We start from the raw sequence: 22,873 nt of genomic DNA on the forward strand, positions 1-22,873 counted from the left end.
GTGGCCAGTGTGAGGTGTGGAGCAGCCTGTCGATGAGTGTGGTCGTCGTCCGTAGGTCGAGAGCGTATGCGTTCTCGACAATGGTTCAGTATGAACATCATTCGACTGGCCGGCCGGGTGCGTATCGATTACGGGCGCCAGGGCGCTTGCGAATGCAAACGAGTGTCGACAGTCGGCTGGCTGATAGCCTAGAGTTAGCTGGAGCAATTTGATTCTTCTGGAGCAAAGGTTTACCCGATGATGCCACGACAAACCGAGGATGCCGTTGTCCTGGACTTCGCCAGAAGGTGGGAGCCTTACGGCGGTGCGGACGCCTCGGAGATTCTGCTGTGCTTCGGCCTGTCTGTCGACGAGTTCCGAGCTCGGCTGCACCGCATCTTGACTCGTACCACGGCGTATGACCTGGACCCCGGCGTTTATCGGCGACTTCTGCGGTACGCGGCGACCAGGTGAGCGCTGCGCGAGGACTGTGATCCGTCCCGTGGCACCATGTAGGTGTCGCTGACTGTTAGCCCGGACCGTGGCCTCGTTGTTCAGGGCTTGGGGTGGTCTGTGCTTCGGTTGTCACACGACGAAGAGTCGGTTCTTCCGAACACAACTCTGTCACTCCGACGATCCGGGTATATCGTTTTTGGTCAGTTTATTTCGGCTACTTGCGCACCGGGTGCGAGTATCGAGACCCCGGGGGAAGGCTCCCCGCGCCCGGTGCGGCCGACGTCGTCTGCGTGTTCGACGCCGACACACATACGTTAGCGGAAAAGTAGCTGTCCGCAAACCGGGTAAGTGCGGCAAGCTGCGGTGACCTTCTTCGGACAACGTGGAAAGACAGCGGACCGAGCGCCGACTCGTCGACCGAAGGCACGTAGAAGCGAGAGAATCTGTGGTCTCCAAATAGGTTTGTACTGAACAGGACTCGCATGCCTCTGCCGGATCGGCTAGCGGCTGGCAACGGACGCAAAGGTCGCGTCGAGTCCGTACGGGTGTGAGATAGTCCTTCGTTTTTCACGTCCAATCGCGTTGTGTGGGAGGGCATCATGGTTGTCGTGAGGAAATTGTGGGTGTCGTGGCCGCCTGCGGGCCGCCGAGCCGCACGCGTTCGAATTGCAAAGTTGGTGGTACGAGCGCGAATCGCGTCGATCGAGCACCAAAAATTCGAGCGGAACGCGCGCACCACCGGCCGTACCGATGACTACAGCGCTGAGCCGACATCATTCAGCCCGGGTTGCGACCCGTCGATCATCTCAGCCCCCGGAACACTGTGACCGACCATTTCAATGCCATCCGTGACGGCGACGACGCCCCGATTGCGATGTCGGCCTTCCAGGCCGAAAGAGTGGCGGTCCAGCTCCGGGGGATTTCCGATGGCACGGTCGATCGCGGTGATGCCGAGCTCGCTGCTCGGTTTCTGTACTCGCTGGCTCTCGACGCCCGGCCGCACTTACGAGAGGATTTCGCATACAACCGTGCGCTCGATTCGTACAAGACCTGGGAAGCGGTCGCCTTCCTTCCTCTGCCCCCTCCGTATGGCGACCCCGATTTCACTTCGAGAACGCTGGTTTATGTGGTGACCGGTCGGCCGCGGTTCCGCTCGCGGGATTTTCATGTCCTGATCTGCACGGCGATCAACGCCGCGATGTGGCCACCGACATCGACTCCCGGCGTCCACGTCGCCTTCCGCCTGTCCGATCATGACCAGCCGATCGCACCAGGCTCTGTTGTCTCCATTCCTGGGCGCACCGTGACGAGCACGATCACCCTCTATGCCGGGTCCGGGCGGGTTGGCGACAACGCTGCTCGGGAGGTCGACGTGCTTCACAACCTCGAACGGAGCGTGCGCATCCTCGAATCGAGCGGCGATTGCTGAACAGTGTCCGATCGCAACTGGCTAGGGATCGACGGGTGTCCCCCCATTCCGGGGGCTGTACTGCTGAGGCCCAGGAATGTGCGCGCGACGACTCAGGCGAGTGCACGGGCCAGTAATCGATCGGTGACAGTGGCGGGCGTGAGGGCCATTGCGTGGATCTGTATACGGCTGGCAAGGTCGCATCGATAGCGGCGTCGGGGTCGTTTGTCGGTCAGTGCTCGCAGTGTTGCGTCGGCGACGCGTTCGGGGGCAACGGCACTTCGTTGCAGCAGGGGGATGAGTCGACGCATCTTGTCGGTGGCGGGCCGGTACAGGTCCTTGTCGCGGTCGGACCACTGTGCGACGGTGGCATCGAAGTCGTTCGACATGCCGGTCCAAATGTCGGTTCGTGTGGTCCCAGGCTCGATCAAGCTCACTCCGATGCTCCACCGTCGTAGTTCCATACGCAGGGTGTCGGCGAGCCCCTCGACCGCGTACTTCGATGCGGTATACGCACCATTGCCCGGTATCGCGAACAATCCACTCAGTGATGAGATGAAGACAATCCGGCCTGCATTCTCGTTTTCGTTTGCGCGTAGGTTGGGAAGCAGGGCTCGGGTCACTCTGTGGTGACCGACCACATTTGTGGCCAACTGACTCATCAGCTGGTCGGCCGATACCGTTTCGAGTGGTCCCGTCAGCGCGTATCCGGCATTGTTGATCAGCGCGTCGATTCGCGCAGGAACATTTTCTGTGAGTACCTCGCCTGCATCGTCGTCCGTGATGTCGACTCGGATCGGAACAACCCGATCCAGTTGGGACAGTTCCTGCATGTGTGCATCCGAACGAACCGTCGCATACACCGTCCATCCCTCGCCACACAATCGGTCGGTGATGGTCCTCCCGATTCCGCGTCCTGCTCCTGTCACTACGGCTGTTCCGGTCATTGCGTTCGCTCCTGTCTCATGTATCCAATCGGGCTTCTAGCAACGGTTTTGGTGGGTGTGGGGCTGTGCAGCAGCTCTCATCGCGTCGACGAGGTCCCCTGGTTCGGTGGATCAGGGCTACGGTCGGGGTTCGCGTGTGTTGGTTCAATATTGCGCTCTAGGCGGAGGCGAAGACGTGCCGTCTCGGTTACGCGCTCGAGCACAATCCTGGGCAACTTACGGCGGTACTCCTCGCTGTCGGCCAACGACAGTACTTCTTCGTAGAACGCGGTCACCGTCAGCGCGTGGACAGCGTCGATGTCGCGGGCTGTTCCGCCGCCGAACGGTGCCCACTCGATAGCTGAGACCATCCGATTGTCGAAATGGGATACGGCAGTGATGGGTTCGTGCTCGGCGCGAATCGGTGACGACTCGATACTTCGATGTGGACTCGAGTGTCTACGGCGGCGTCCGCCTGCAGAATCAGGGGTGCCCCTGCACACGAGTACGAGTTGCTGATCGAGAGCGCAATGCATATTTTTCTCCTCGCATTCGAGACGGTAAGGGCTGGTATCGGATGCCGGGTAGATGGGGCCGGTTGCATGGCATCACTGGTGACTGGGATGTGTTCGGATGTGCCGGTTCTGCACTGCTGGTGCCGAGGGCCACCAGATTCGGTTGCCGAGCAGGTGCAGTGCTGCGGGGACGATGACGGTGCGCACCACGGCTATGTCGATCAACAGTCCGACACCGATGGTGAAGCCGGTCTGCAGCAGTAGCACTACAGAACCTGACATCAGGGCGAACATGGTGACTGCGAATACCACTCCCGCAGTGGTGATCACGCTGCCGGTGGTTCCGAAAGTTCGCAGGATTCCGCTGGTGGTGCCGCCGGCGCTGGCCTCGCGGACTCTCGATGCGAACAGCATGCTGTAGTCCGCTCCGACGGCAACCAGGCACATGAACGAGACCGGTAGAACCGACCAGTGCAGGCCGATTCCGATGAGGTGCTGCCACAGTAGGACGCTGATGCCGGCAGCTGTGGCGAACGACAGCAACACGGTAGTTACGAGTAGCGCTGGTGCGACAAGACTCCTGAGCAGGCCTGCCAGGATGACGAAGACGGCGACCGCGGCGACGATTGCGATCAGCAGGAAATCGCGTTCTGCTTGATCGATTATGTCGGCGGTGATCGAGGTGAGGCCGGTGGAGCCGACCTCGGAGTCCGCGAGAGTGCTGCCCTGCAACGAGTTTCGTGCGGCCTGGGAAATGTCACCGACAGTGGCAATGTTGTCGGCGCTGTAGGGGTTTCCCTCCTGCATCACCAACATACGTGCGACGTGACCGTCCGGCGACATCAGCAACTTCGCTCCGGTGACGAATCGCTGGTCCTGCAGGGCGCTCGGAGGTAGATAGAATCCCGATCCGGGTCCGGTGGAGGTATCTCGGCTCATGGATGACAGATAGTTCGCGGCGTCGCCGAGGCCGTCGGAGAGTTGTCCGGTCAGCGCCACTGTCGTGTCGGTGCCGTCCTTGGCCTGAGAGAGGCCACCGGCTATCTGGTCCATTCCCGTTGCCAGTGCCGACATCCCGTCCTGAAGTCGCTCGAGGTCGGACCGGATCGATTGCGGTGTGCGACCACCGAGAGATGCGACGAGCGAATCGATCTCGCCCAGTCCGTTGCGAAGTGTCGGCAGGACGCTGTCGATGGTGTCGATAGTGTCGGGTGGCAGCGCGGTGACGGCGTCGGATGCGGACAGGGCTGCGGTCAGTGCGCCCGAGGTTGCGGCGTCGAGCTGGTCGAACAGTGCGCGCCCGGCCGAACAGCCTGGATTCACGGCGCACTGCGGCGAGGGGCCGGGAGAAGCGAACGGGGCCAGCGCATTCTGGAAGTCGTTCACCGCACCCTGGTTCGCCTGGATGGCCGCGACCAGGGTTCCGAGCGTGCCGGTCAGCGACTGCACTTGGCCGAGTACTTGATCGAGGGTTCGGCCGTCGGCAGTGGTGGCGGTGGTCAGGGCTGTGACGGTAGGCAACAGATCGATCACCGAATTCGAGAGCGCAACAACTTGATTGGTTCCATCGACCAACTGGGGTAGCTGTTTCTGTGCATCGAGCGCTCCGTCTCGCAGTTCGGTGATGCCGGATGCCAATCGCTCGAGGTCGGGTTGTGCGTTGGCGATCTGGCCCTGCGCTGCGCCGAGACTGCTGCCGATCAGGCCGGTTTGGTAACCGGTTGCGGACTCGGGGAGCGGTTCGCCGTTCGGCCGGGTCAACGACCGCACGTACGCAACGTTCGGCAGGTCCGCCACTGCGGCGGCGGCACGGTCCAATGCTGCGAGATCGGTCGTGTTCCGTAGGTCGTGGTCGGCGCGAACGACCAAGTATTCAGGAACGATCTCGTTGGCCGGAAAGTGTTGGTACACCGCGTCGTATCCCGCCGTGGAGTCGGCGTCGCCCATGATCATGGCGCTGTCGTCCCCGTTGGGGACCATGCCGAGCGCTGGTGCGGCCAACGCTACGAGGGCGAGAACCGACACTGCGGTGAGCGCGCCTGCGCGGCGCAGGATTCGGGAACCGCGCTTGCGCCATTGCCGCTCGTGAGAGACTCGCGGCTCGATCCATCCGCGGCGTCCGAAGATCGCGATCAACGCGGGAGTGAAGGTCACAGACACGGCGAGGGTGACCATCAAACCGATGGCGATCGCCGGCCCGGATGTGGTGAACATGCCGTTCTTGGCAAAGACCATCGACGTTGCGGCGGCGGCGACGGTCAATGCCGATGCCGTGAGAACGGCTCCCACGTTCGAGCCCGCAGTGACGACCGACCGCATGGGACTTTCACCGCGCCTACGTGCGTCGTGAAAGGCCGCCGTTTGGAAGATGGCGTAGTCCGTCCCTGCTGCGAGGACGAGGGCTGTCATCAAGGTGACTGTCAGCGTCGAGACCGGAAGAACCGCGTTCCATCCCAGTGCAGACACCACTGCCCGTGATGCCGCCAACGCGATGCCGATGGTCAGAAGGGGAATCAGCGCAGCCACTACCGACCGGAACGCGATGACCAGCATCAACGTGATCAGCAGCACCGACACCGCCGTGATCAGGACCATCGAAGTATCGACCGCAATGAATTCGTCGACCACCGTCGGTGCGGGACCGGAGAAGTGCACATCCAACCCCTCGGGTGCCGCGACATCTGTAATCGTCGAACGGATGGCCTCGGTGGATCGATGAGCGTCGGCGGTACCGATATCGCCCTGCTCACCGACCGTCACGGTGACGGCCTTGCCGTCGGGGCTGACCGCGAAGTCTCGGGTAGCGGGATCGCCGTACATATCGAGAACGAAAGCCACATGGTCGCGGTCCGCCAACAGGCGGGCGATCAGTTCGGAGTAGTACTTCTGCTCTTGCTCACCGAACCCGTTGTCGCTGGCAAGGACGACAGCACCGACGGCCGTCGATGCCGGTGTGTCGAAGTCGTCCGCCATTCGAACCAGGGCCTGGGTCGAGGGCATATCGGAGGGAACGATCGCTGCAGACTTCTCGGTCGCCGTCTGTTCGAGCTGTGGCGCAACGACATTGAGAGTGGCGACCGCGATCAGCCAGATGCCGACGACCCACCAGGAATGCCTCGCGGCGACCGCGGTGATCGCACCGAAACCAAATTTCCCCACTGCGCGACGAACCATCTGACACCCTCCGTAGTGAGACAGTCATACGTAGTCTGTCTCAGTGTCGGTGACGCTAGCATCGAAGAACGACAGGCACAAGAAGGGCTGCCGAGGCGGTTATGTCGTCTGCTCGGCGATGTTGTCGATGGCGCAGGCCACGCCCAAGGGTGGGGTCATCGATGCGAAAAACGTGTTCAAGGCACTACTGCAGCGGGCAGGTCTACGCCTGCCCGAAGTTCGTGGACGGGCGGAACAGAGGCAGCAGATACCGCTGAACGTAGGCACGGGACGCGTCGGGTGCGGTGAAGTCGACGACGGTTTGTGGGTTGGCGATCAACGACAACGTCAGCCGGGTGGTGATCTCACTGACTGTCCGAAGATGCGTCATGACAGATTCGTCGACCGGTGCCTCGCCGTGGAGTTGGGTCTTCCATAGCTGTGCGGAGAATTCACGTCCCATTGCGATCAGGTCGTCGTCGAACAGGGCCTCCAGGAGCATTTCGCGGTCGGTTTCGCGAAGCCTGTTCAGCATGCGGTTGTCACGGACGAATTCGAGCGTAATCGCCAGTGACGAGGTCAGCGCATCCTCCACGGAGGCTGTGCTGGCCCTCGCTCGAGTAGACGCGTCCATGAAGCGGTTGACTTCCCGCAGGAAGATGGCATCGCGCAGTTCGTCTTTGGAGGCGAAGTAGCGGTACAGCGTCGCGCGTCCGATACGGCCGCGTTTGGCCACATCGCTCATCGTCATACGACGCCAACCGAGAACCGCGATCGCCTCGATCGCCTCGTCGACGATTCGCGCGGCAGCCGGATCGCTCAACGAACGCTGAGCAGTCGGATCAGCACCCAGTAGCGACCGAAACACGCACTGCACCTGCTTCACGAACATTCCTGCCCTGTCGGTTCTTCACGACCCAGACCGCGAAGACTACCCGAGCGCCCGCATCACAACAGTCGCGGCGAGATCAGCGGCGGTGCACTACTCACCGACTCTGGGCTCGGATTCCGCAGGCTCGAGGGCGTACCGGATGAGTCGCCCGTGCACATCAAGGGGGACCAGCGCCCGATCGGGCCTGCACAATCGACTGAACAAACGACGCCGATACTCATCGATGTCGATCCCGAACTCGACAAAGACATCAGCAGGCGACGCGCCCCCGAACGGCTCCCACTGCACAGCGAACGCGACCAGCGCATCGCTCAGTTCGAGACCCCCGCCCGTCACGTCGCCCCCGGCTTTCCGTCAGCAGCGACTGGATTGTGTCGCGACTGAGCTTTTATGTCGACAGAATCGTGAATGTAAGTGTTACTTCGCGTTGCAGACATATCGAAATCAAAGCAGACACCGCACCGTTTTGCCACGCGAACGGCCCAGCTGGACGGTCCGACCACATAGGAACCCGTTCGTCTCCGGTCGCTCCGCGCTTTTGACTTCGTATGCGGTGTACGTCCCGTCGGGTTCTCGGCGAGCTCATCGTCAAGACGAGGCCGCGTTGCGGCGAATGGTCGACGATTTGAGCCGTCACGAAAAGCTGCTGGTGATCGTCGACCGACCACGCAACATCGGCGCACTCCCGGTTGTGGTTGCTTGCGATTGCGGAATCGATGTCGCCTACCTACCCGGACGGCGTATGCGTCGCATTACCGACCTGTATCCCGGCAACGGAAAGACCGACGCCAACGATGCGTCCATCGTCGCTGACGCCGCGCGCACACTACTGTTGTTCTCAGCGTTGGGGTCCCTGCCGCCGGCGGGGATGGAGATGCCGGTCTGACCCGTCCATCGATACGGGTCGAGAAGGTCAGGGACGCAACGGTTTCGGCCATGCTGTCGTATCCTTGGCAGTCACTTTCGGATGCGCGACGATCACCGCGATGAACGCCGCAATCGACATACCCAAACCATGCGACAACGCAGCCCCACTCCGCCCCCCTTCGAGCCATGCACTCGGCTCCTCGTCGAGGAAATAGCGAAAATCCGTATCGTACGGCGGATTCAACGAATGCCTCACCACACCGGGGCCGGTCGTGCCGTTCCACATCCACTCCACGTACCCCAGTTGGGGGCCACGGTGCGGCATCCGATATGAACCGATCACCCCAGCTGCGTAGCGTTTCACCGCATCCTCGAACCGACCGAACGTCACCGCCGCACCCTCACTGTTGCGCTCGGATGCCGACATCGAAACGTACCCGCGCGCAGTCTTGCGCACCCCTTCATACCCGTCGAAGTACCCACCACTGCGTGGAAATTCGGTCACTACATACCCGTCACCGGAAAACACCTGATCGGTCCACTCCACCCCGAACGCAGCAACAATCACCGACCGCAAATACTCCACCGCCGCCGTGAACTGAGCCACCTCGTCATCGGTCAACGCCCCCGCCCCGTGGGGGTTGTTCTCCTCCGCCTCACGAAGAGGGTTCCTGGTCATGTTCGCTCCTGACTGGATGTGTTTCTCACGATGCCGAACCAGCCATACCGGGTCGAAGGGTCAGGGTCGCACCGGTTTCGGCCATGCTGTCGCATCCTTGGCAGTCACCTTCGGATGCGCGACGATCACCGCGATGAACGCCGCAACCGACATACCCAAACCATGCGACAACGCAGCCCCACTCCGCCCACCTTCGAGCCATGCACTCGGCTCCTCGTCGAGGAAATAACGAAACTGTGTATTCGACCGATTCAACTGGTGCGCAACGACACCGGGCCCGGTCGTGCCGTTCCACATCCACGCCACACTGCCCAGCTGAGGGCCACGGTGTGGCATCCGAAACGGACGAATCACCCCCGCTGCGTAGCCTTCACCGCATCCTCGAACCGACCGAACGTCACCGACCCACCCTCGAGGTTGCGCTCATCGCCCGACATCACCGCATACCCACGCACAACCTTGCGCACCCCGTCATACCCGGTGAAGTACCCACCACGACTGCGTGGGAATTCGGTCACGACGTACCTGTCACCGGAAAACACCGGATCGGTCCACTCCACCCCGAACGCGGCAAGAATCACCGACCGCAAATACTCCACCGCCGCCGTGAACTGAGCCACCTCGCCATCGGTCACCGACCCCACCCCGTGGGGGTTGTTCTCCTCCGCCTCACGAAGAGGGTTCCTGGTCATGTTCGCTCCTGAGTGGGTGTTCGGCAAGGTGCTGGTCGACGTCTCCAGCGAATAACTCAGGTGATGACCGGCAGGTGGACCATGGAAAATGGCCCGCCTGCCGACAGGGAGCTTCCAATAGTATTGTTGCTCAACGTTTCTGGGGTCGGCGGCACTGACGGACACCGCAACATCGGAAGCCGCGACTTCGGGGTGATCGCGCTCGAGCGCGCCCGGCTCAGTCGTCGATGCGGGCAACCACAAGTCGGGTGCACGCCCGGTCGGATCGGAGCAGTCGACGAGGTCTCAGGTTCTGTAGAAAGCGTCGAGGTCGAATTCGCGGAGATGGTGCTTCGTGCGGTCGATGTCTCCGGTGGTGGCCCAATCGAAGAACAACTGCGTCGCATCGTCAGCGGTGAACACCTCTTCGGGGTACACGGTGAGGGAGCGTTTGCCGCTGAAGAAGGGGATTCCGACGGTGGGTTCGCCATGACGAGGGCCGGGTCGGCCGATGACGAACAGGCGATGAACACCGTCGATGGGAAACCTCAATTCGACCGACATCGCTCGCGCTGACCCAGCTGCTTGGATGTAGCTTTCGCTCATCGCGGTTTTCTCGTCGTCGCTGAGATCCTCGTAGTACCGGCCCTCTGGGACCTTCGAGACCGTCAACGCAGACCGCTGCATTCCATCGAACCGCGAGAGTAGCTGCCCGAACTGCCATGGAAAATCGATTCGATGTGCAATGGATTGCTGTTTGCCGCCGTTGGACACGAACAGAAACATTGAGCTCCTTGGATGTTGAGTGCCGTCTGAAAAGTGAGTGATCATCCCGCTAGGTCTTGGACTTCGACTATTTTGATCGTCTTGCCGTTCAGTGTGGCGGTTGCGGGGTTCTCCGGGGAGACGAGGTCGTCGAACGCGCGCTGGCCGGCCGTTTTACGAGCGGTTCCGCTCTTGACTTCGTACGCGGTATACGTCCCGTCTGGGTTTTCGGCGAGCCCATCGTAGTACCTGCCGTTTCTGGCTCCATCGACAGTGGACCGGACCTGTCGCCGTTCGATCGTTTCGCCGGTTAGCTCTTCACGTTCGTCGAGTGCGGCTTGTTCGGCTTCCTTGCCGCTTCGGCCGTCGTTGCCGTCGGCGTAATGTCCGCCGAGGTCTCGTCCGTCTCCGCGGTCGAGCGCCATTCCCGCGATGAACAAGCCTCCGGCGAGGACTGCGAGTCCGATGGCGGCAGGGACTCCGATACCGGTCTCGCCGGCCCCCACTGCGCCGATGGCGACAGCACCGGCGGCGCGGGAGAGGGAGTCGCTTGTCGTCGGGGCCGCAGGGAGCTGTTGTTCGACCTCGGCCCGCGCTGCGGCATCGTCAGCGGCCTGCTCGGCGTCGGCTTGGTCTTCGGCCATCTGCTGATAGGTGTCGGTGGTGGCTTCGGTGGTGTACGGCAGACCGGCATCGGTGCCGGTGTAGCGGTTGGTGGTGCCGCCGCCTTGGTCGACGGTGAGGTCGGTACCGTCTTTGACGGTGTCGGTGGTGGGTTGGTATGGGCTGTATCCGGGGTCGGGAGCACCGACGACGGCGATACCGCCGGGTTGACCGCTGATCGCATCCTGCCCGTTGTACAACGGTGTCGCCGTGATCGACCTTCCGGTGGCTGCGTTCTCACCGCCGGACAAGGGGTCGGCCAGGATCGGATACAGAATGTTCTCGATGCCCACGGTGTCGACGATTTGGACGAGGTGTCCGTCGCGGATCTCGTAGTGCGTGGGAATCGGTGTGCCGTCGGCGTCGTACGCCCACGGCGCGGCGACCGTCGACACCGGGTTTCCGTCGGCGTCGACAACGGTCACCGAACCGTCCGGATCGATCGACATGTGGCCACCGGGCGGCACGTCGACAGGAATCACCGATTCGTGCGAGGACGACGGGTCGTGGATGAGGAAGAACGTGCGGCGACCCCCACCCGGATCGGGGACGGTGATCTTCGACTGCCCACCAGGGGCATACGCGATCAACGGCGAAGCAACAGTGCCGACCGCTTGGGAGAGAATCGATTCCGGAGTCCGAGGGCTGAACGGTCCGGGCCGCCCACGCACTCCGATCCCGGCTGCGGTGAACGCGGCGGCACCGACCAACACGAGTTCGAGATACCTGTCACGATCTGCACCCTCCCCGGCTATCGAGGATCCAGCTTCCGAAACCGGTTGCGCTGGTGCGGTATTGGTAGGTATCGGCCCGGGGCCACGATCGGGTACCGCGGTGGGTGCGGTCGATCCAGCAGGCTGCGGCGATGTCGGCGCATCCCCACTGGTCGTCGTCGCAGCCGGGACGCCTGTCGGGTTCTCGACACCCGGGGCCGTTGGTGCGCCGGGTGTTGCGGTCTGCGCCGCCCCCGGCGCAGGTACAGGCACGGGGACGATGGGGGTGCCGTTGTAGGTGGGGAAGTTCGTCGGCGCGTTCGCTCCGACGTTCGGGCCACCGCCGGGTGCTTGCGCGCCCGGCAATCCGGCGGTGCTCGTCGGCGGAGCAGTCGTGGTCGTCGACGGTGCGGTCAGGCACGGGTTGATGTATTCCGGCGGGATCGGAGAGCCCGGCGGTAAGGAGGCAATCAGGTTCAGGTAGATCTGATGATCCCGCGCCCGCACCGCCGCACAATCCTCTTCCGGTGTCGCATACGCCGGCCCTGCTGTGAGCACGATCGCGGCACCGATCACTGCGGCGGTCCCGGCCAACAGTGCCCCGGCAGCGAGGACTCCCGCCACCGACCTGCGTAGCGCCGGCTTCCTCGATGCCGCAGGCGGTTTCGATATAGGTTCCGGTTTCATCGGTGGTCCTGGGCCGCCGTCTTCCGGACCGTGGCAACCAATCTGTCTGCGCCCCACCAGAACACCCGGCCCGCGATCGACATCCACAGAAAGAACGCCAGATACACCAGGATCGTCCCGTTCTCGGCAGCCCACCCGGCGAGGCGTCCGATCACCGCGAACGCCACAATAAGCAACCCGAGCCCGAACAGCGTCGCGATCACCGCTGTGGAGGTTTGGTTCCGTGCTGCGCCGACGCAGCGGGTCGGTGGGGTCATCGGGTCGGCCGGTGAAGTGGTCATCGAAAGTGAATGCCTTTCTCTACCAGAAGAAACGCGGGACTCGAGATACCCCAATCAGCTGGGGCGCATGGCGGGAGGAGATGCATCTGGACAGGAAGAAGGTGTTCTCTACCAGGGGCAATTGATGTACGAGGTGGCCGCGGCTGCCCACTTCCCGCTCGGCGGAAGGTAGAACTGATAGGAAGCGCAACCGTTGGGGTACTGCGCAGCTCGAGCGGTCGCGATTGCCAGAACGTTCGCTGAGGAGTCGATCACCCTCTCCCACCCCTGCACCGGAATCGTGATATCCGCGTTGGCCAGAGCGGCCGGGATGCCGCTGTCCCGGGCTGCTATAGCGACAGTGTGGTCGATGGGTATCTGCACAACGGGGGCACCGAGTTCAGCAAGGGTGGGTGCTGCCGATGCTGCCGGTGCGAAGGCGAGCAGAACGCCACCGGCCACAGTCGTCGCTGCTGCGGCCACAGCCGCGGCTTTGTTCATACGTGCGTCGATCATGGAGTACTCCCTGTGAATGATCAGGTTCGATGGGCTCGAACACTGTTGGGTAACAGCCTCAGTGCTGTTTCGATGAAATCGAGACGTCGGTCAGAGCCAAGTGGGGTCGGAGTACACGAACACACTGTTGTCCGAGGTCGCTGTCGACACCGCGAACTGCGCGTAGGAGCGGATGGTGACCGGTCCCAGGCAGGCATCGACTTTCACATGTATGTTCTCCGCCGTGATCGAGGCCTTCGAGGTTTCGAGATCCTTCTTGCCGAGCGGAATCGTGGTGATCGTTCCTGGAGCGATGGTGGCCTGGATGTTCGGGTTCACCGAAGCATTGACACCGATATTTGCCGAGGGAACCCCAGAGATGGACACACCCACCGACGGACCGAACGAAAAGCCGAGTCCCAAGCCGAGTCCGGACGAGACATCGATCTGACACCCGATCTGCAACCCCTGCTCGATATACCCTGTTTTCACCGCGCTATCACCGGCACCGGTGACGGTGCCGGTCACCTTTGCCGACACGAATCCCTCGCGCGTGAACGCTGTAGTCGCCAGGTTCGGAACTGGGTTCGCCGATAGTTTGCTCGCGGTGAGATCGAGGATCCATCCGTCATCGGTGACCGTGCTCGAAAACTTGTCGGCCAATGGCGTCGGGGTTGCTGCGGCACTGCCTGCGAACGCAAGCGAACCCGCGGCCAATAACGTCGAAACCACCGCTGGAATAGCGATTCTCTTCACAGCGTGGCGGCTCCGCGCCGTCCTCGATGTGGATGTTCTGCTTGTCGTTGTTCCCACTTTGTTGTCTCCCTCGGCGGACCGGAAAGGTCAGGACTATCTATGTTGCTGGATATTTGCTGAGCATTTTGGATGGCACGCTACAACACCACACCGGCACTCGACCGGTTCACGAGGCTCGAATGGCCCACGAATAGCTGTACTTGGAGTTACAGGAACATTTCGGCAAGTCGTGGACCAGGCGGTTTGCTGACCGAACGAGGGTGACAGGGCTCACAATTGTCAGTCCCGAACACGGCCGAATCGCATTCACCGTGCCCGTGAGGGTGGGCTGTATCCGACGCGACCAAGATCGGTCTCAATGGCAAGCGAGGATGGGAACGTGCGGTCACTCGCCTCGCGCCGGTGTGGGATCGCTCGGACCACCAATCCGGGGCGGGGAGAACTGCGCGCGCAGTGCGCGCCACCGATCGAGGATTTCGCGCAGACGATGCTGCGACTGTGGCTTCGCCAGCTCTACAACTGACTCACACAGCCAAGGCTCGAGATGCCGCAACGCCATGTCCGCCCGCGCCGAGCCGGACTCGTCTGCGAGTACCTCCAGCAGATTTTCGCGCAGCAGCCGCACCAGCTCTTCCTGGTCGATCAGCTCGGGCGCACTCGGTGTCGACGGGTCGGGATTCACTTCGCTCCGCCGCTGCAGCTCAACGTCGAAACGACGTGCACTCGCCTCGATCACAGCCGCAACGGCATCGGAATCCACGCCGCCCGGTAGAGCTGCGATCACCTGTGCCGCTGCAGCTTCGAAGCATGCCCATCCCTGACGGTCACTGGTGCGGTGCCACCACGCCATGGCGGCTGCCCGGTCCCATACCTCGACCAGCTCACGCTCACGCTTGGGTAGAGCCCGCATTGCGTCGCCGATCGCGAACCATTGATGCTGACACCGTCTGCGCGCGTCGTCCGCAGCCCACTGATCGTCGGCACTGCCAGTGATCTGCGCAGTCCGCGCCAATTTCTGATGCTCTATCAACGCCTTTCGCGCCTCTTCCACCACGGCTGCGATCTCTACCCGCGCGGCTCTGCGGCGCGCAGGTAGCCACCACATCAGTACCTTCATCACACCACCAATGCTGCCCTCTCTCGCAACACAATTGGAGGGCCGGAAGACGGGACTATCTCACACCGACCAATCCACGGACAGGCCGCTCCGCACGGGGTGCGGGCGTTCGACAGCGGTCAGGGACAGCCCCCAGAGGACCGAGACCATGTCCCCTCTGAACCCAGTCCACCGAGTCGGCAGGCGATAGCTGCTGTCGTAGAACAATTCCGAGCGGCTAGTGCTCTCGCCGTGCACGAGCTCGAGTGTTGCCGCATTCGACGGCTACCGCGTCGACAGTGAAGCGGTCGTTGCCGCCGGCTCACTCGCGGTCATCGATGTCACTGTGCCCTGACGGCGTCACCCGCGACGACATCACTGTCGTCCGCGAATACGAGCACACCCGTATCGAGTGCAACGGCCCACCGGTGTGGCTGTGCCCACTCTCGCCCGAGCTGCTCGGTGGGAATCAACGAGTCTGCGAAATCTTCGACAAGGGTCCCTTTGCTGATACCTCCTTCGCGTCGAATTTGGACTTTGTCACCAACCTTGTGGCCAATTTGTGTGTTACTCCGCGTCCCAGTCATGGCGATATTGAATCAGACAACACCCTCATGCGCCTGCGTGGAACGCCGCGATCGGACGCTGTGTGACGTATTCGTGCCCGTTTGGCGGCTTGGTGCGCAGGTTTTCAATCAGCTGGACGCCTTCCGATATGAAGTCGACCACCGACCGCCAAAACCCCTGCGGCGGTGGTCCGCTCCTGTTCGGCACCGCTGAAGTGCCAGCCGAGTGAAGCCGGAAACATCGACGCAGTGCCACGAGGCGTCTCGTGGCGCGGGTGGCCCCGAGTGCACGTGCCGAATTGCGACAGCGCACCCGGCTCCTCGCAGTCGATACGACCTCGTCAATGTGTCCGATCACGCAGACACCTGGGCGGGAAAACGTGGTTGGACTGAGCTAGACCTTCGAGGTCGCTCGAACCCACAACCCGCTCGGTTCGAATTCCTTCGGGCGCACAGAAGAAGATGCCCCGAACTGCAGCGATGCGGTTCGGGGCTTTTTCGTCGAGCATCCGACCTGCGGCCGGCTCGGCGTCTGGCCTGTCTAGAACTCGATGCCGAATTCTCGGACTTTTCGGTAGATCGTGGCCCGTGACATTCCGAGGGCATCGGCGGCGGCCTGCTTGTTCCCACCGTTTTCCTCGAGGCTGCGCACTATTGCGTCTCGGTTCATTGCCTCTATCGGGGTGAGGGTTCTGCGGCTCACCGCTCGGACGGATGGTGGCAGCTTGTCTGCCTCGACGACCCCTGAACGTTGACTCTGCACGACCTCCTGGAGCACGTCGCGGAGCTGTCCGACATTGCCGGGCCAGCTGTATTTGGTCAGCTGGCGGACAGCAGCCGCCGACAGTGACAGCTCCTGACCGCGACTGACTTGGCGCAGTAGGTAGGGAATCAACTTGTGGAGGTCTTCGATGCGGTGTCGAAGGGCGGGTACGTGCACGGTGTGGCCGAAGAAGGGAAGTATCAGTGCCTCGCTTCCGGCGCTCTGCGTACCGGTTCCGATGGTGGCTCCCATCCATCCGGCGTGTTCGCGCCCTTGAATCAGGCTCGCGATCTCTTGCTGGACAGAGTTCGGAACCAGGTCGAGGTCGCGAATGATGACGCTGAATTCGTCCTGTTCGATCTCGGTTTCGAGCGCCCGCATCCCTGCGTCCCCGTCGGCGAGTTCGGCTGCGGTGACGAAGTGTGTGCGACTGGAAATATGCTGTTGTGCTGCAGCTTTGAGGACCGCGAATCGGCCCGAGCCGGATTCGCCTGCCACCACGGCCCATTCGTGCCTGCGGACGCACTGCGACACGTCTCGGGTCGCGCGCCTCCACGATGCGCTGTCTCCCACGATGCCGGGCAGCGACCTGATGCCCTCGATGGCTATCGCCGCCGGCCCGGCTGTGTCGTTGAGGTAGGCGTGGTACACCGCCACGCCGTGTCGAGGCGCAAGGGCGTCGTCGTGGAACGGCGACAACCTGACGGTCTGCCCACCGGGCAGGGTCAGCAGATACTTGCTGTTGTCGGTGTGGACGCTCAGATCGACTGCGTGCTCGAGCAACGCGGCTTGGTCTTGCGGGGTAAGGGCATTGCGTAGCTTGCGATTGAGCAGGACGATGTCGTCGCCGAGTGCCAGAACTCCGACCTGTTGGGATCGCCTGCACGCTTTGAGATAGGTGTTGAGCAGAGCGGTCTGCTCCTGACTCGATTGGGACAGCAGTCGACCTTCGATCTGTGCCGTCGCCGATTGCGCGAGTGTCACCAGGAGTGGAGCTCCGTCGTCGATCCACCCGGTCACGTCGAGAACTCCGACGACGAGGCCGGATATGGGATGAACGATGGGGACGCCGGCGCACACCAACCCGCCCAAGCTCTCGACGTAGTGTTCGGCTCCGTAGACCAGAGTCGGTTTGCGAGTCTCGAGCGCTGTGCCGATGCCGTTGGTGCCGGCATATTCTTCCGAGTAGCTGAAGCCCGGTGCGAGATTGACGTTGTCCAAATTGTCCAGCAGTGGCTTGCTACCGGCCACGCGGTCCAACACCACACCGTCGGCCGAGGTGAGGATCACCGAGATCGGCTCGTCCACCAAACCTGTTGCGAGCTGGCGAAGTACGGGCGCTGCGGCGACGACGAGAGGGCTGTCCAAGTCGGGTTCGCGAACGAAGGGCAGGTGCAGAATGTCGGGTTGGATGTTCAGTGCGCGCGATCGTTCCCACGAGAACGAGATCTGGTCTCGGACCGCGTCGTCGAACTCGTTCTCTACGAAGAACTTGTCACGCGCTCTCGAGAGATCGCGTGCGCCCTGTCTTGCCAAAGCCGCCACCTACCCACAACAATCGAGGAAACTCAATTACCGCCTGCGCGTGAATGATTCGGCGTAGGTGTTCTGCGGGGATCGAGTCTACCCGTCGAAAAGCGTGGCGTCTGCGGTTTTTGGCACTCGGCTGCGGCAGGCACCTCGGGGCCGATATGAATGCCGGTCAGAACTCGCAGCACGACTCGGAGGTCGTGATCGGTCAGCTCGCGTCGCGGATTCGATGAGGACATCGTGGTTGTCTCCTTGGTGCCGCTCGGGGATCGGCGTCCTCACTGCGATGCCGACCCCCGAGCAGCGTGAAACTTGTTAGGTTTCAGTAGATGTTCGAGGGGCGGACCATTCCTTCGGCGAGATCGCCGAATCCGGGGGCCATGATCGCGCCCGGATTGCCGAATACCTCTTCCACCACTGCGGTTTCGGTGGTGATCAGCAGCGCTGCAATGGAAGCCGCACTTTCGAGCGCCGCACGCGTCACTTTGAAGGGATCGATCACTCCGTCGTCGAACATGTCTCCGTATTCGCCGGTGAGCGCATTGAAGCCATGGCCCAGTGGCAGTCCGGACACGATCTCCACGACGTCGTCGCCTTCGTAGCCGGCGTTGATGGCGATCCATCGAAGTGGTTCGGTGAGCGCTTTGCGGACCACTTCGGCACCGATCGCCTGGTCTCCGGTCAGCTCCAACTCGCCGAGGGCGCGATGGGACTGCGCCAACGCGGTACCCCCGCCGGAGACGATCCCGGATTCCAGAGCTGCTCGAGACGCCGCCAGGGCGTCCTCGACACGCAGCATGCGTTCCTTGAGCTCGACACTGGTGGCCCCGCCTACCTTGACCACGGCCACCCGGCCGGTCAGTCGTGCGATCCTCTGCTCGAGGCTGTCCCGGTCACCGTCGATCTTGGAGCGCTCGAATTGCGACTCGAGCTGAGCCACGCGCGCGTCGAGCAGCTTGGGTTCGCCCCGGCCACCGACAATGGTGGTCGAGTGCTCGGTGACGGTGATGCGGTCGCACGAGCCCAGTTGGTCGAGCGAGACCTCGAACAGTTCGAGGCCGGTGTCCTTGGCGATGACCTGACCCCCGAGCGACACGGCGAGGTCCTGGAGTTCTGCGACGCGGCGATGTCCGAAGCCCGGTGCTCGCACCACAACGGACTGCATCGTGTTGTGCATGTTCCCACCGACCAACAGCTGCAGCGCCGGTCCATCGACGTCCTCGGCGATGACCACCAGGGGACGATCTGCGCGCTTCGCAGCTTCGATGCTCGGCATGATGTCCTGGACCTGGTTGATCTTCTTGTTGGTCAACAGAATGACCGGATTTTCGTGGACGGCTTCTGCACGCTCGTGATCGGTGATCATGTAGCCGGAAATGAACCCGTGATCGAACTCGATGCCGTCGACCACGTCGACCGACATCCCGAGAGTGTCGCTTTCCTCGGTGGTGACGATGCCCGACTTACCCACGTACTCCACGGCTTTGGCCACGCACTGGCCGATGGCGTCGTCGTCGCTGGCCGCCAGTGTCGCGATGCGCTCGAGGTCTGCATTGCCGACCACTTCGACGGCTTGAGCGCGCAAGGAATCGACGACGGCCGAGACGGCGGTCTCGATGCCTCGGCGCAGACGCATCGGGTTGGCACCGGCGTCCACTGCTCGCAGCCCCTCCCGCACCATCGCTTGGGCGAGCACGGTGGCAGTGGTGGTTCCGTCGCCGACCACTCCGTTCGTCTTCATCGCCACCTCTTTGACCAGCTGCGCACCCATGTTCGCAAACGGGTTGCTGAGCTGAATCTCTTTCGCGATCGTGACGCCGTCGTTGGTGATAGTCGGTGGGCCCGTGAGCTTCTCGAGCACGGCGTTGCGGCCCTTCGGGCCCAGAGTCACCTTGACCGCGTCGGCGAGTGCGTTGACGCCTTGCTCCAGTAAAGCGCGCGCCTCGGTGTTGAACCGCAGTTCTTTGGCCATGACGTATTCCCTTCGAGTGGTGTGATGTGCGGTCGGTTCGGTTCACGGGGTCGAGAGCGTGGACTGTCCGGACGAATGTCGAGGCCCTCTTCGGTCGTCCGGCATCATGGGTTTGCCGCTCTCGTCCACGAAGACGCGACTGTTGGGACAGATGCTCAGCCCGAGCGCGCTCCGCCGTCGCAACAACGCTGTGGTGTGTGTTTCGCCTCTGATATCGCGGAGTGTCAGGGAACGAACACGATCGGTACCTTCTCCGGTGCGAGCCAGATGCTCCTCGATCGAACGCTCCAGAACCGCGAAGTATGCTTCGCGACAGGCAGTCTCGTGTTGGTCGACGTCGGTTTCGTACATCTTCGAATCTCCCACTCGTGTCGGTTCGGGGCTGCGCATCGATGGCCGGCGCTCGATCGGCCGAAGCGAGGTCAGGGCCGTTCGGCGAGATCGAACCCGATGTACTTGGCGGCGTCCTCGGGGCTGGCGAAGAGCATCGTCTTGTCGTCGAGGTGCACCATGCGGCCGTAATGCGTCGAGCTGATCTCCTCGAAGACCGACCCGTCGAATTCCTGGCCGAGTGCATCGGTCAGCTCGTCGTAGTCGAACGAGAGGAGTTTGGTGCCGTCGACGCGGATCATCGAGGGATACTCGGTGAGCTCGACGCCGTCCTTGTCACCCATCACCTCGGCAACCACACGTCCGACCGGCGTGTTCATCAGCGTCACGCCGCACTTGTTGGAGAACTCCGTGTCCGATCCGAAATGCATGGTCATAGTGCCAACTCCTGCGGGATGTCGAGGCCGAGTGATTCGAGCAGAACGGTGAATTTGGCGATCGCCGCGTCCAAGCTGGTCGCGAACGTCACGGCCTTGTCCGCGGGCTGCGACCAGATGGGTTGCAATGCGCGTGCGGCGGCGAGACATCTCGGTACCCACAGCGACATCCATTCGCCGAACAGTGCGCGATTGGCTTCGCCGTGTTCTGGATCGTGTGTGAGCAGCTGGAACAGCGTCCGGGTGTAGTTGAGGTCGCGGTCGTAGTCGTGCTCGCCGGTACCGACGATGGTCGGGGTGATGTAGTCGCCGTTGCGGGCGGAAATCTGCATCACCAGTTCGGTGCGGAACAGGGAGCCGACGAGTTGCTCGAAGACGATGTTGGTTGCGAAGAGCAATTCGCACCAATCCGGTACAGCCGTCAGCTGTTCCACGACCTCACGTGTCGGCTGCCACTCGGGTGCGCTCTTCCACACCTCCATGTGGGCCGAACCGTCGAAGGAGACATCGGCTTCGGACAGATCGAGATTGAACAATGCGAGATCCTGTGCGAACCGCATCTTGTGGGCGGCGTTCACCGCAACGGCCGTGTTGATCATGTTCGTCGGCCCCGAACGCTGAATGGACGTGAACACATGCAGTGCCAGTCCATTTTCCGCGTGCATCCACGCCCCGACGTTCCGCTCGATGAACTTCAGCCACGGGGTGTTCCAGCCGGCGTAGGCACGGGCCCGCTTGGCGTTGCTCAGACACAGCTCGACCTGATGCACGACCGCGGAGTTGTTGCGGAAGATCGTCTGGTCCCATTCTTCGTTGGGATCGAGAAATTGGTGCCAGTTCGAGGATTTCGCGACCGTCCACTCCTGTGGGTAACCGCCCGGGCCGTCGCCGAAGCCGTAGATCCACCCTTGCGTGAGGTGCCGATCCGGGTCCGGCTGAACGTCGACGGTCACGTCCTCGTACATCGTTGCCCGACGTTTGGCCGGTGTGTAGTAGCTGTACGTACGGCTTCTCGAACTGGGGAACTCCTTGGCTCCGGCCTCGGAATCGGTGAATTCGATTGTGGGGAAGCTGCGTTGCTTCGGCTCCGTCGTGGCAGTCGAGTCAGTGGTGGCAGTCATGTCTGGCCTCTCGGTTGAGGTAGGGGCTGGTGTTCGTGGTGCGCGTGCCCGGTCTCGGCGGTGAACTAGTCGAAGGCAGGGCTGGTGAACTTGTCGAAGAAGATCTGGTCCGTCGGCGTTCCGCACACGTCGAGGAGGTCCAACGCAGCGTCGACCATCGGGGGAGGTCCGCACAGGTAGACCTCGGCTCTGGCGATGTCGGGCTCGAGGCGACGTACGACGTCGGTGACGTTTCCCTCTTCGATCGACAAGGATCCCGAGGATGCGACTCCCGTTGCGTCGGATACGCACGCCACGAAGGTGAAGTCGACCAAACCTGCACCGAGGGCAATGATCTCGTCGACGTAGAACAAGTCGGCCGGGGTTCTCGCGCCGTAGTAGAAGTGCACGGGACGGGTGTTGCCGGACTCGCTCATGTGCCGGACCAGCGACAGGACGGGTGCCATGCCGGCGCCACCGCCGATGCAGACCACCGGCAGGACGTGACCGTCCTTGAGGGTCGAGGAACCGTACGGGCCGGTCAGGGAAATGCTGTCGCCGACCGAAATTCCGTCGTCCAGCAAGGCCGCGAATACGCCGCCCGGATATTTCTTGATGAGGAATTCGACCTGGTTCGGCGTAGACGGTGTCGACGCCATGGAGAAGGATCTGAACTCGTCGGTGCCGGGGATCTGCAGATCGGCGTATTGGCCGGGTTTGAACTCGAACACCTCGGGCTCGATCGGTTCGAGGCGTAGGGCCACGATGTCGGCGGTGACCGACTCGACCGAGACTACGCGGGTGGTGACGTTCTGAATCGGAATTCCACCGAGTAGTTCGTCTTCGTCGAAATTGAGCAGCTCGATGGTGCAATCACTGTAAGCCTTTGTGCGACAGAGCAGTACGAAACCCTCGTCCTGTTCTGCCTCGTTGCACGCGAAAGTGGAGTGGCCCTCCATCTGAATGTCTCCGTCGAGAACGAACGACTTGCACGCCGAGCAACGTCCTTCGCGACAGCCGTGCATCAGGTGGATTCCTTGTCGGAAGGCCGCGTCGAGAATGTGTTCGTCCTCTCGGACTTCCATCTCGATGTCGACCGGGTCGAACGTGATTCGGTGTGTGTCGGCCACGAGGGGTTCTCCTGAATCGAAAGAAAGTGATCGTGCTGGATGCGGTGGGCAGCGCCCGTGATCG

At 62.3% G+C, this 22,873-nt stretch carries 18 protein-coding genes and 1 pseudogene; 3 read left to right on the top strand and 16 right to left on the bottom strand.

Annotated features, from left to right (window positions below):
- Positions 1-237: 237 nt before the first annotated feature.
- Positions 238-453: a DUF3263 domain-containing protein gene (locus JLZ96_RS14950; protein ID WP_032366508.1), complete on the top strand. Its 216-nt coding sequence runs from the start codon at positions 238-240 to the stop codon at positions 451-453.
- 805 nt (positions 454-1,258) lie between these two features.
- Entirely contained in the window at positions 1,259-1,864 is a 606-nt protein-coding gene (locus JLZ96_RS14955) for a hypothetical protein (RefSeq protein ID WP_057474017.1), read from the top strand.
- Positions 1,865-1,956: 92 nt separating this feature from the next.
- On the opposite strand, the gene JLZ96_RS14960 is transcribed toward JLZ96_RS14955, so the two are convergent.
- From JLZ96_RS14960 to JLZ96_RS14970, 3 genes are all read right to left on the bottom strand, one after another.
- The gene (locus tag JLZ96_RS14960) at positions 1,957-2,790 is read right to left on the bottom strand and encodes an SDR family NAD(P)-dependent oxidoreductase (protein WP_167325905.1); all 834 of its coding nucleotides are present in this window, start codon (positions 2,788-2,790) and stop codon (positions 1,957-1,959) included.
- 587 nt (positions 2,791-3,377) lie between these two features.
- Positions 3,378-6,458, bottom strand: a complete 3,081-nt coding sequence (locus JLZ96_RS14965) for an MMPL family transporter (RefSeq protein ID WP_201010471.1) — start codon at positions 6,456-6,458, stop codon at positions 3,378-3,380.
- Positions 6,459-6,660: 202 nt separating this feature from the next.
- Positions 6,661-7,323, bottom strand: coding sequence for a TetR/AcrR family transcriptional regulator (locus JLZ96_RS14970; protein WP_179274154.1), 663 nt, complete (start codon positions 7,321-7,323; stop codon positions 6,661-6,663).
- Positions 7,324-7,924: 601 nt separating this feature from the next.
- Here JLZ96_RS14970 and JLZ96_RS14975 point away from each other — a divergent pair.
- Positions 7,925-8,158 (top strand): annotated as a pseudogene (locus tag JLZ96_RS14975) (transposase); the annotation flags it as partial.
- 84 nt (positions 8,159-8,242) lie between these two features.
- Here JLZ96_RS14975 and JLZ96_RS14980 read toward each other — a convergent pair.
- The 13 genes from JLZ96_RS14980 to JLZ96_RS15040 form a co-directional block, all read right to left on the bottom strand.
- Complete coding sequence (locus JLZ96_RS14980) at positions 8,243-8,818, bottom strand: hypothetical protein (protein ID WP_201010473.1); 576 nt, start codon at positions 8,816-8,818, stop codon at positions 8,243-8,245.
- A gap of 407 nt (positions 8,819-9,225) precedes the next feature.
- Positions 9,226-9,567 carry a hypothetical protein gene (locus JLZ96_RS14985; protein WP_201010474.1) on the bottom strand — a complete coding sequence of 114 codons (342 nt, stop codon included), beginning with the start codon at positions 9,565-9,567 and terminating at the stop codon, positions 9,226-9,228.
- A gap of 285 nt (positions 9,568-9,852) precedes the next feature.
- Complete coding sequence (locus JLZ96_RS14990; protein ID WP_052053680.1) at positions 9,853-10,332, bottom strand: hypothetical protein; 480 nt, start codon at positions 10,330-10,332, stop codon at positions 9,853-9,855.
- Between the two features lie 41 nt (positions 10,333-10,373).
- Positions 10,374-12,374 (bottom strand): hypothetical protein, encoded by a 2,001-nt coding sequence (locus JLZ96_RS24995; RefSeq protein ID WP_236253993.1) that lies wholly within the window; start codon positions 12,372-12,374, stop codon positions 10,374-10,376.
- Positions 12,371-12,655, bottom strand: coding sequence for a hypothetical protein (locus JLZ96_RS15000; RefSeq protein WP_236253996.1), 285 nt, complete (start codon positions 12,653-12,655; stop codon positions 12,371-12,373). Before JLZ96_RS15000 ends, JLZ96_RS24995 begins: the two co-directional genes overlap by 4 nt.
- 108 nt (positions 12,656-12,763) lie before the next feature.
- Positions 12,764-13,150 carry a hypothetical protein gene (locus tag JLZ96_RS15005; RefSeq protein ID WP_201010475.1) on the bottom strand — a complete coding sequence of 129 codons (387 nt, stop codon included), beginning with the start codon at positions 13,148-13,150 and terminating at the stop codon, positions 12,764-12,766.
- A 90-nt stretch (positions 13,151-13,240) separates the two neighbouring features.
- Positions 13,241-13,861 (bottom strand): MspA family porin, encoded by a 621-nt coding sequence (locus JLZ96_RS15010; protein ID WP_308436826.1) that lies wholly within the window; start codon positions 13,859-13,861, stop codon positions 13,241-13,243.
- A gap of 409 nt (positions 13,862-14,270) precedes the next feature.
- Positions 14,271-15,005 (bottom strand): hypothetical protein, encoded by a 735-nt coding sequence (locus JLZ96_RS15015; RefSeq protein ID WP_167325899.1) that lies wholly within the window; start codon positions 15,003-15,005, stop codon positions 14,271-14,273.
- Positions 15,006-16,088: 1,083 nt separating this feature from the next.
- A complete protein-coding gene (locus tag JLZ96_RS15020) occupies positions 16,089-17,855 on the bottom strand; it encodes a sigma-54-dependent Fis family transcriptional regulator (protein ID WP_374758039.1) in 1,767 nt (588 codons plus the stop codon).
- Between the two features lie 307 nt (positions 17,856-18,162).
- Positions 18,163-19,812: a chaperonin GroEL gene (gene groL / locus JLZ96_RS15025; RefSeq protein WP_167325897.1), complete on the bottom strand. Its 1,650-nt coding sequence runs from the start codon at positions 19,810-19,812 to the stop codon at positions 18,163-18,165.
- Positions 19,813-20,234: 422 nt separating this feature from the next.
- Positions 20,235-20,579, bottom strand: coding sequence for a propane 2-monooxygenase effector subunit MimD (gene mimD / locus JLZ96_RS15030; protein WP_027494759.1), 345 nt, complete (start codon positions 20,577-20,579; stop codon positions 20,235-20,237).
- A complete protein-coding gene (locus JLZ96_RS15035; RefSeq protein WP_032366493.1) occupies positions 20,576-21,700 on the bottom strand; it encodes an aromatic/alkene monooxygenase hydroxylase subunit beta in 1,125 nt (374 codons plus the stop codon). The genes mimD and JLZ96_RS15035 overlap by 4 nt, the downstream gene beginning before the upstream one ends.
- A gap of 65 nt (positions 21,701-21,765) precedes the next feature.
- Positions 21,766-22,809, bottom strand: a complete 1,044-nt coding sequence (locus JLZ96_RS15040; RefSeq protein WP_201010477.1) for an FAD-binding oxidoreductase — start codon at positions 22,807-22,809, stop codon at positions 21,766-21,768.
- Positions 22,810-22,873 lie beyond the last annotated feature (64 nt).

Origin of the sequence: Rhodococcus sp. NKCM2511 (assembly GCF_014905595.1) — a bacterium.
GTDB classification, from domain to species: Bacteria; Actinomycetota; Actinomycetes; order Mycobacteriales; family Mycobacteriaceae; genus Rhodococcoides; species Rhodococcoides fascians.

What these genes read in the sequence shown, in the direction of transcription:
- JLZ96_RS14950 (WP_032366508.1), top strand. Translation starts at nt 238, where the DNA reads ATGATGCCACGACAAACCGAGGATGCCGTTGTCCTGGACTTCGCCAGA.
- JLZ96_RS14960 (WP_167325905.1), bottom strand. Translation starts at nt 2,790, where the DNA reads ATGACCGGAACAGCCGTAGTGACAGGAGCAGGACGCGGAATCGGGAGG.
- JLZ96_RS14965 (WP_201010471.1), bottom strand. Translation starts at nt 6,458, where the DNA reads ATGGTTCGTCGCGCAGTGGGGAAATTTGGTTTCGGTGCGATCACCGCG.
- JLZ96_RS14985 (WP_201010474.1), bottom strand. Translation starts at nt 9,567, where the DNA reads ATGACCAGGAACCCTCTTCGTGAGGCGGAGGAGAACAACCCCCACGGG.
- JLZ96_RS14990 (WP_052053680.1), bottom strand. Translation starts at nt 10,332, where the DNA reads ATGTTTCTGTTCGTGTCCAACGGCGGCAAACAGCAATCCATTGCACAT.
- JLZ96_RS24995 (WP_236253993.1), bottom strand. Translation starts at nt 12,374, where the DNA reads ATGAAACCGGAACCTATATCGAAACCGCCTGCGGCATCGAGGAAGCCG.
- JLZ96_RS15000 (WP_236253996.1), bottom strand. Translation starts at nt 12,655, where the DNA reads ATGACCACTTCACCGGCCGACCCGATGACCCCACCGACCCGCTGCGTC.
- JLZ96_RS15005 (WP_201010475.1), bottom strand. Translation starts at nt 13,150, where the DNA reads ATGATCGACGCACGTATGAACAAAGCCGCGGCTGTGGCCGCAGCAGCG.
- groL (WP_167325897.1), bottom strand. Translation starts at nt 19,812, where the DNA reads ATGGCCAAAGAACTGCGGTTCAACACCGAGGCGCGCGCTTTACTGGAG.
- mimD (WP_027494759.1), bottom strand. Translation starts at nt 20,579, where the DNA reads ATGACCATGCATTTCGGATCGGACACGGAGTTCTCCAACAAGTGCGGC.
- JLZ96_RS15035 (WP_032366493.1), bottom strand. Translation starts at nt 21,700, where the DNA reads ATGACTGCCACCACTGACTCGACTGCCACGACGGAGCCGAAGCAACGC.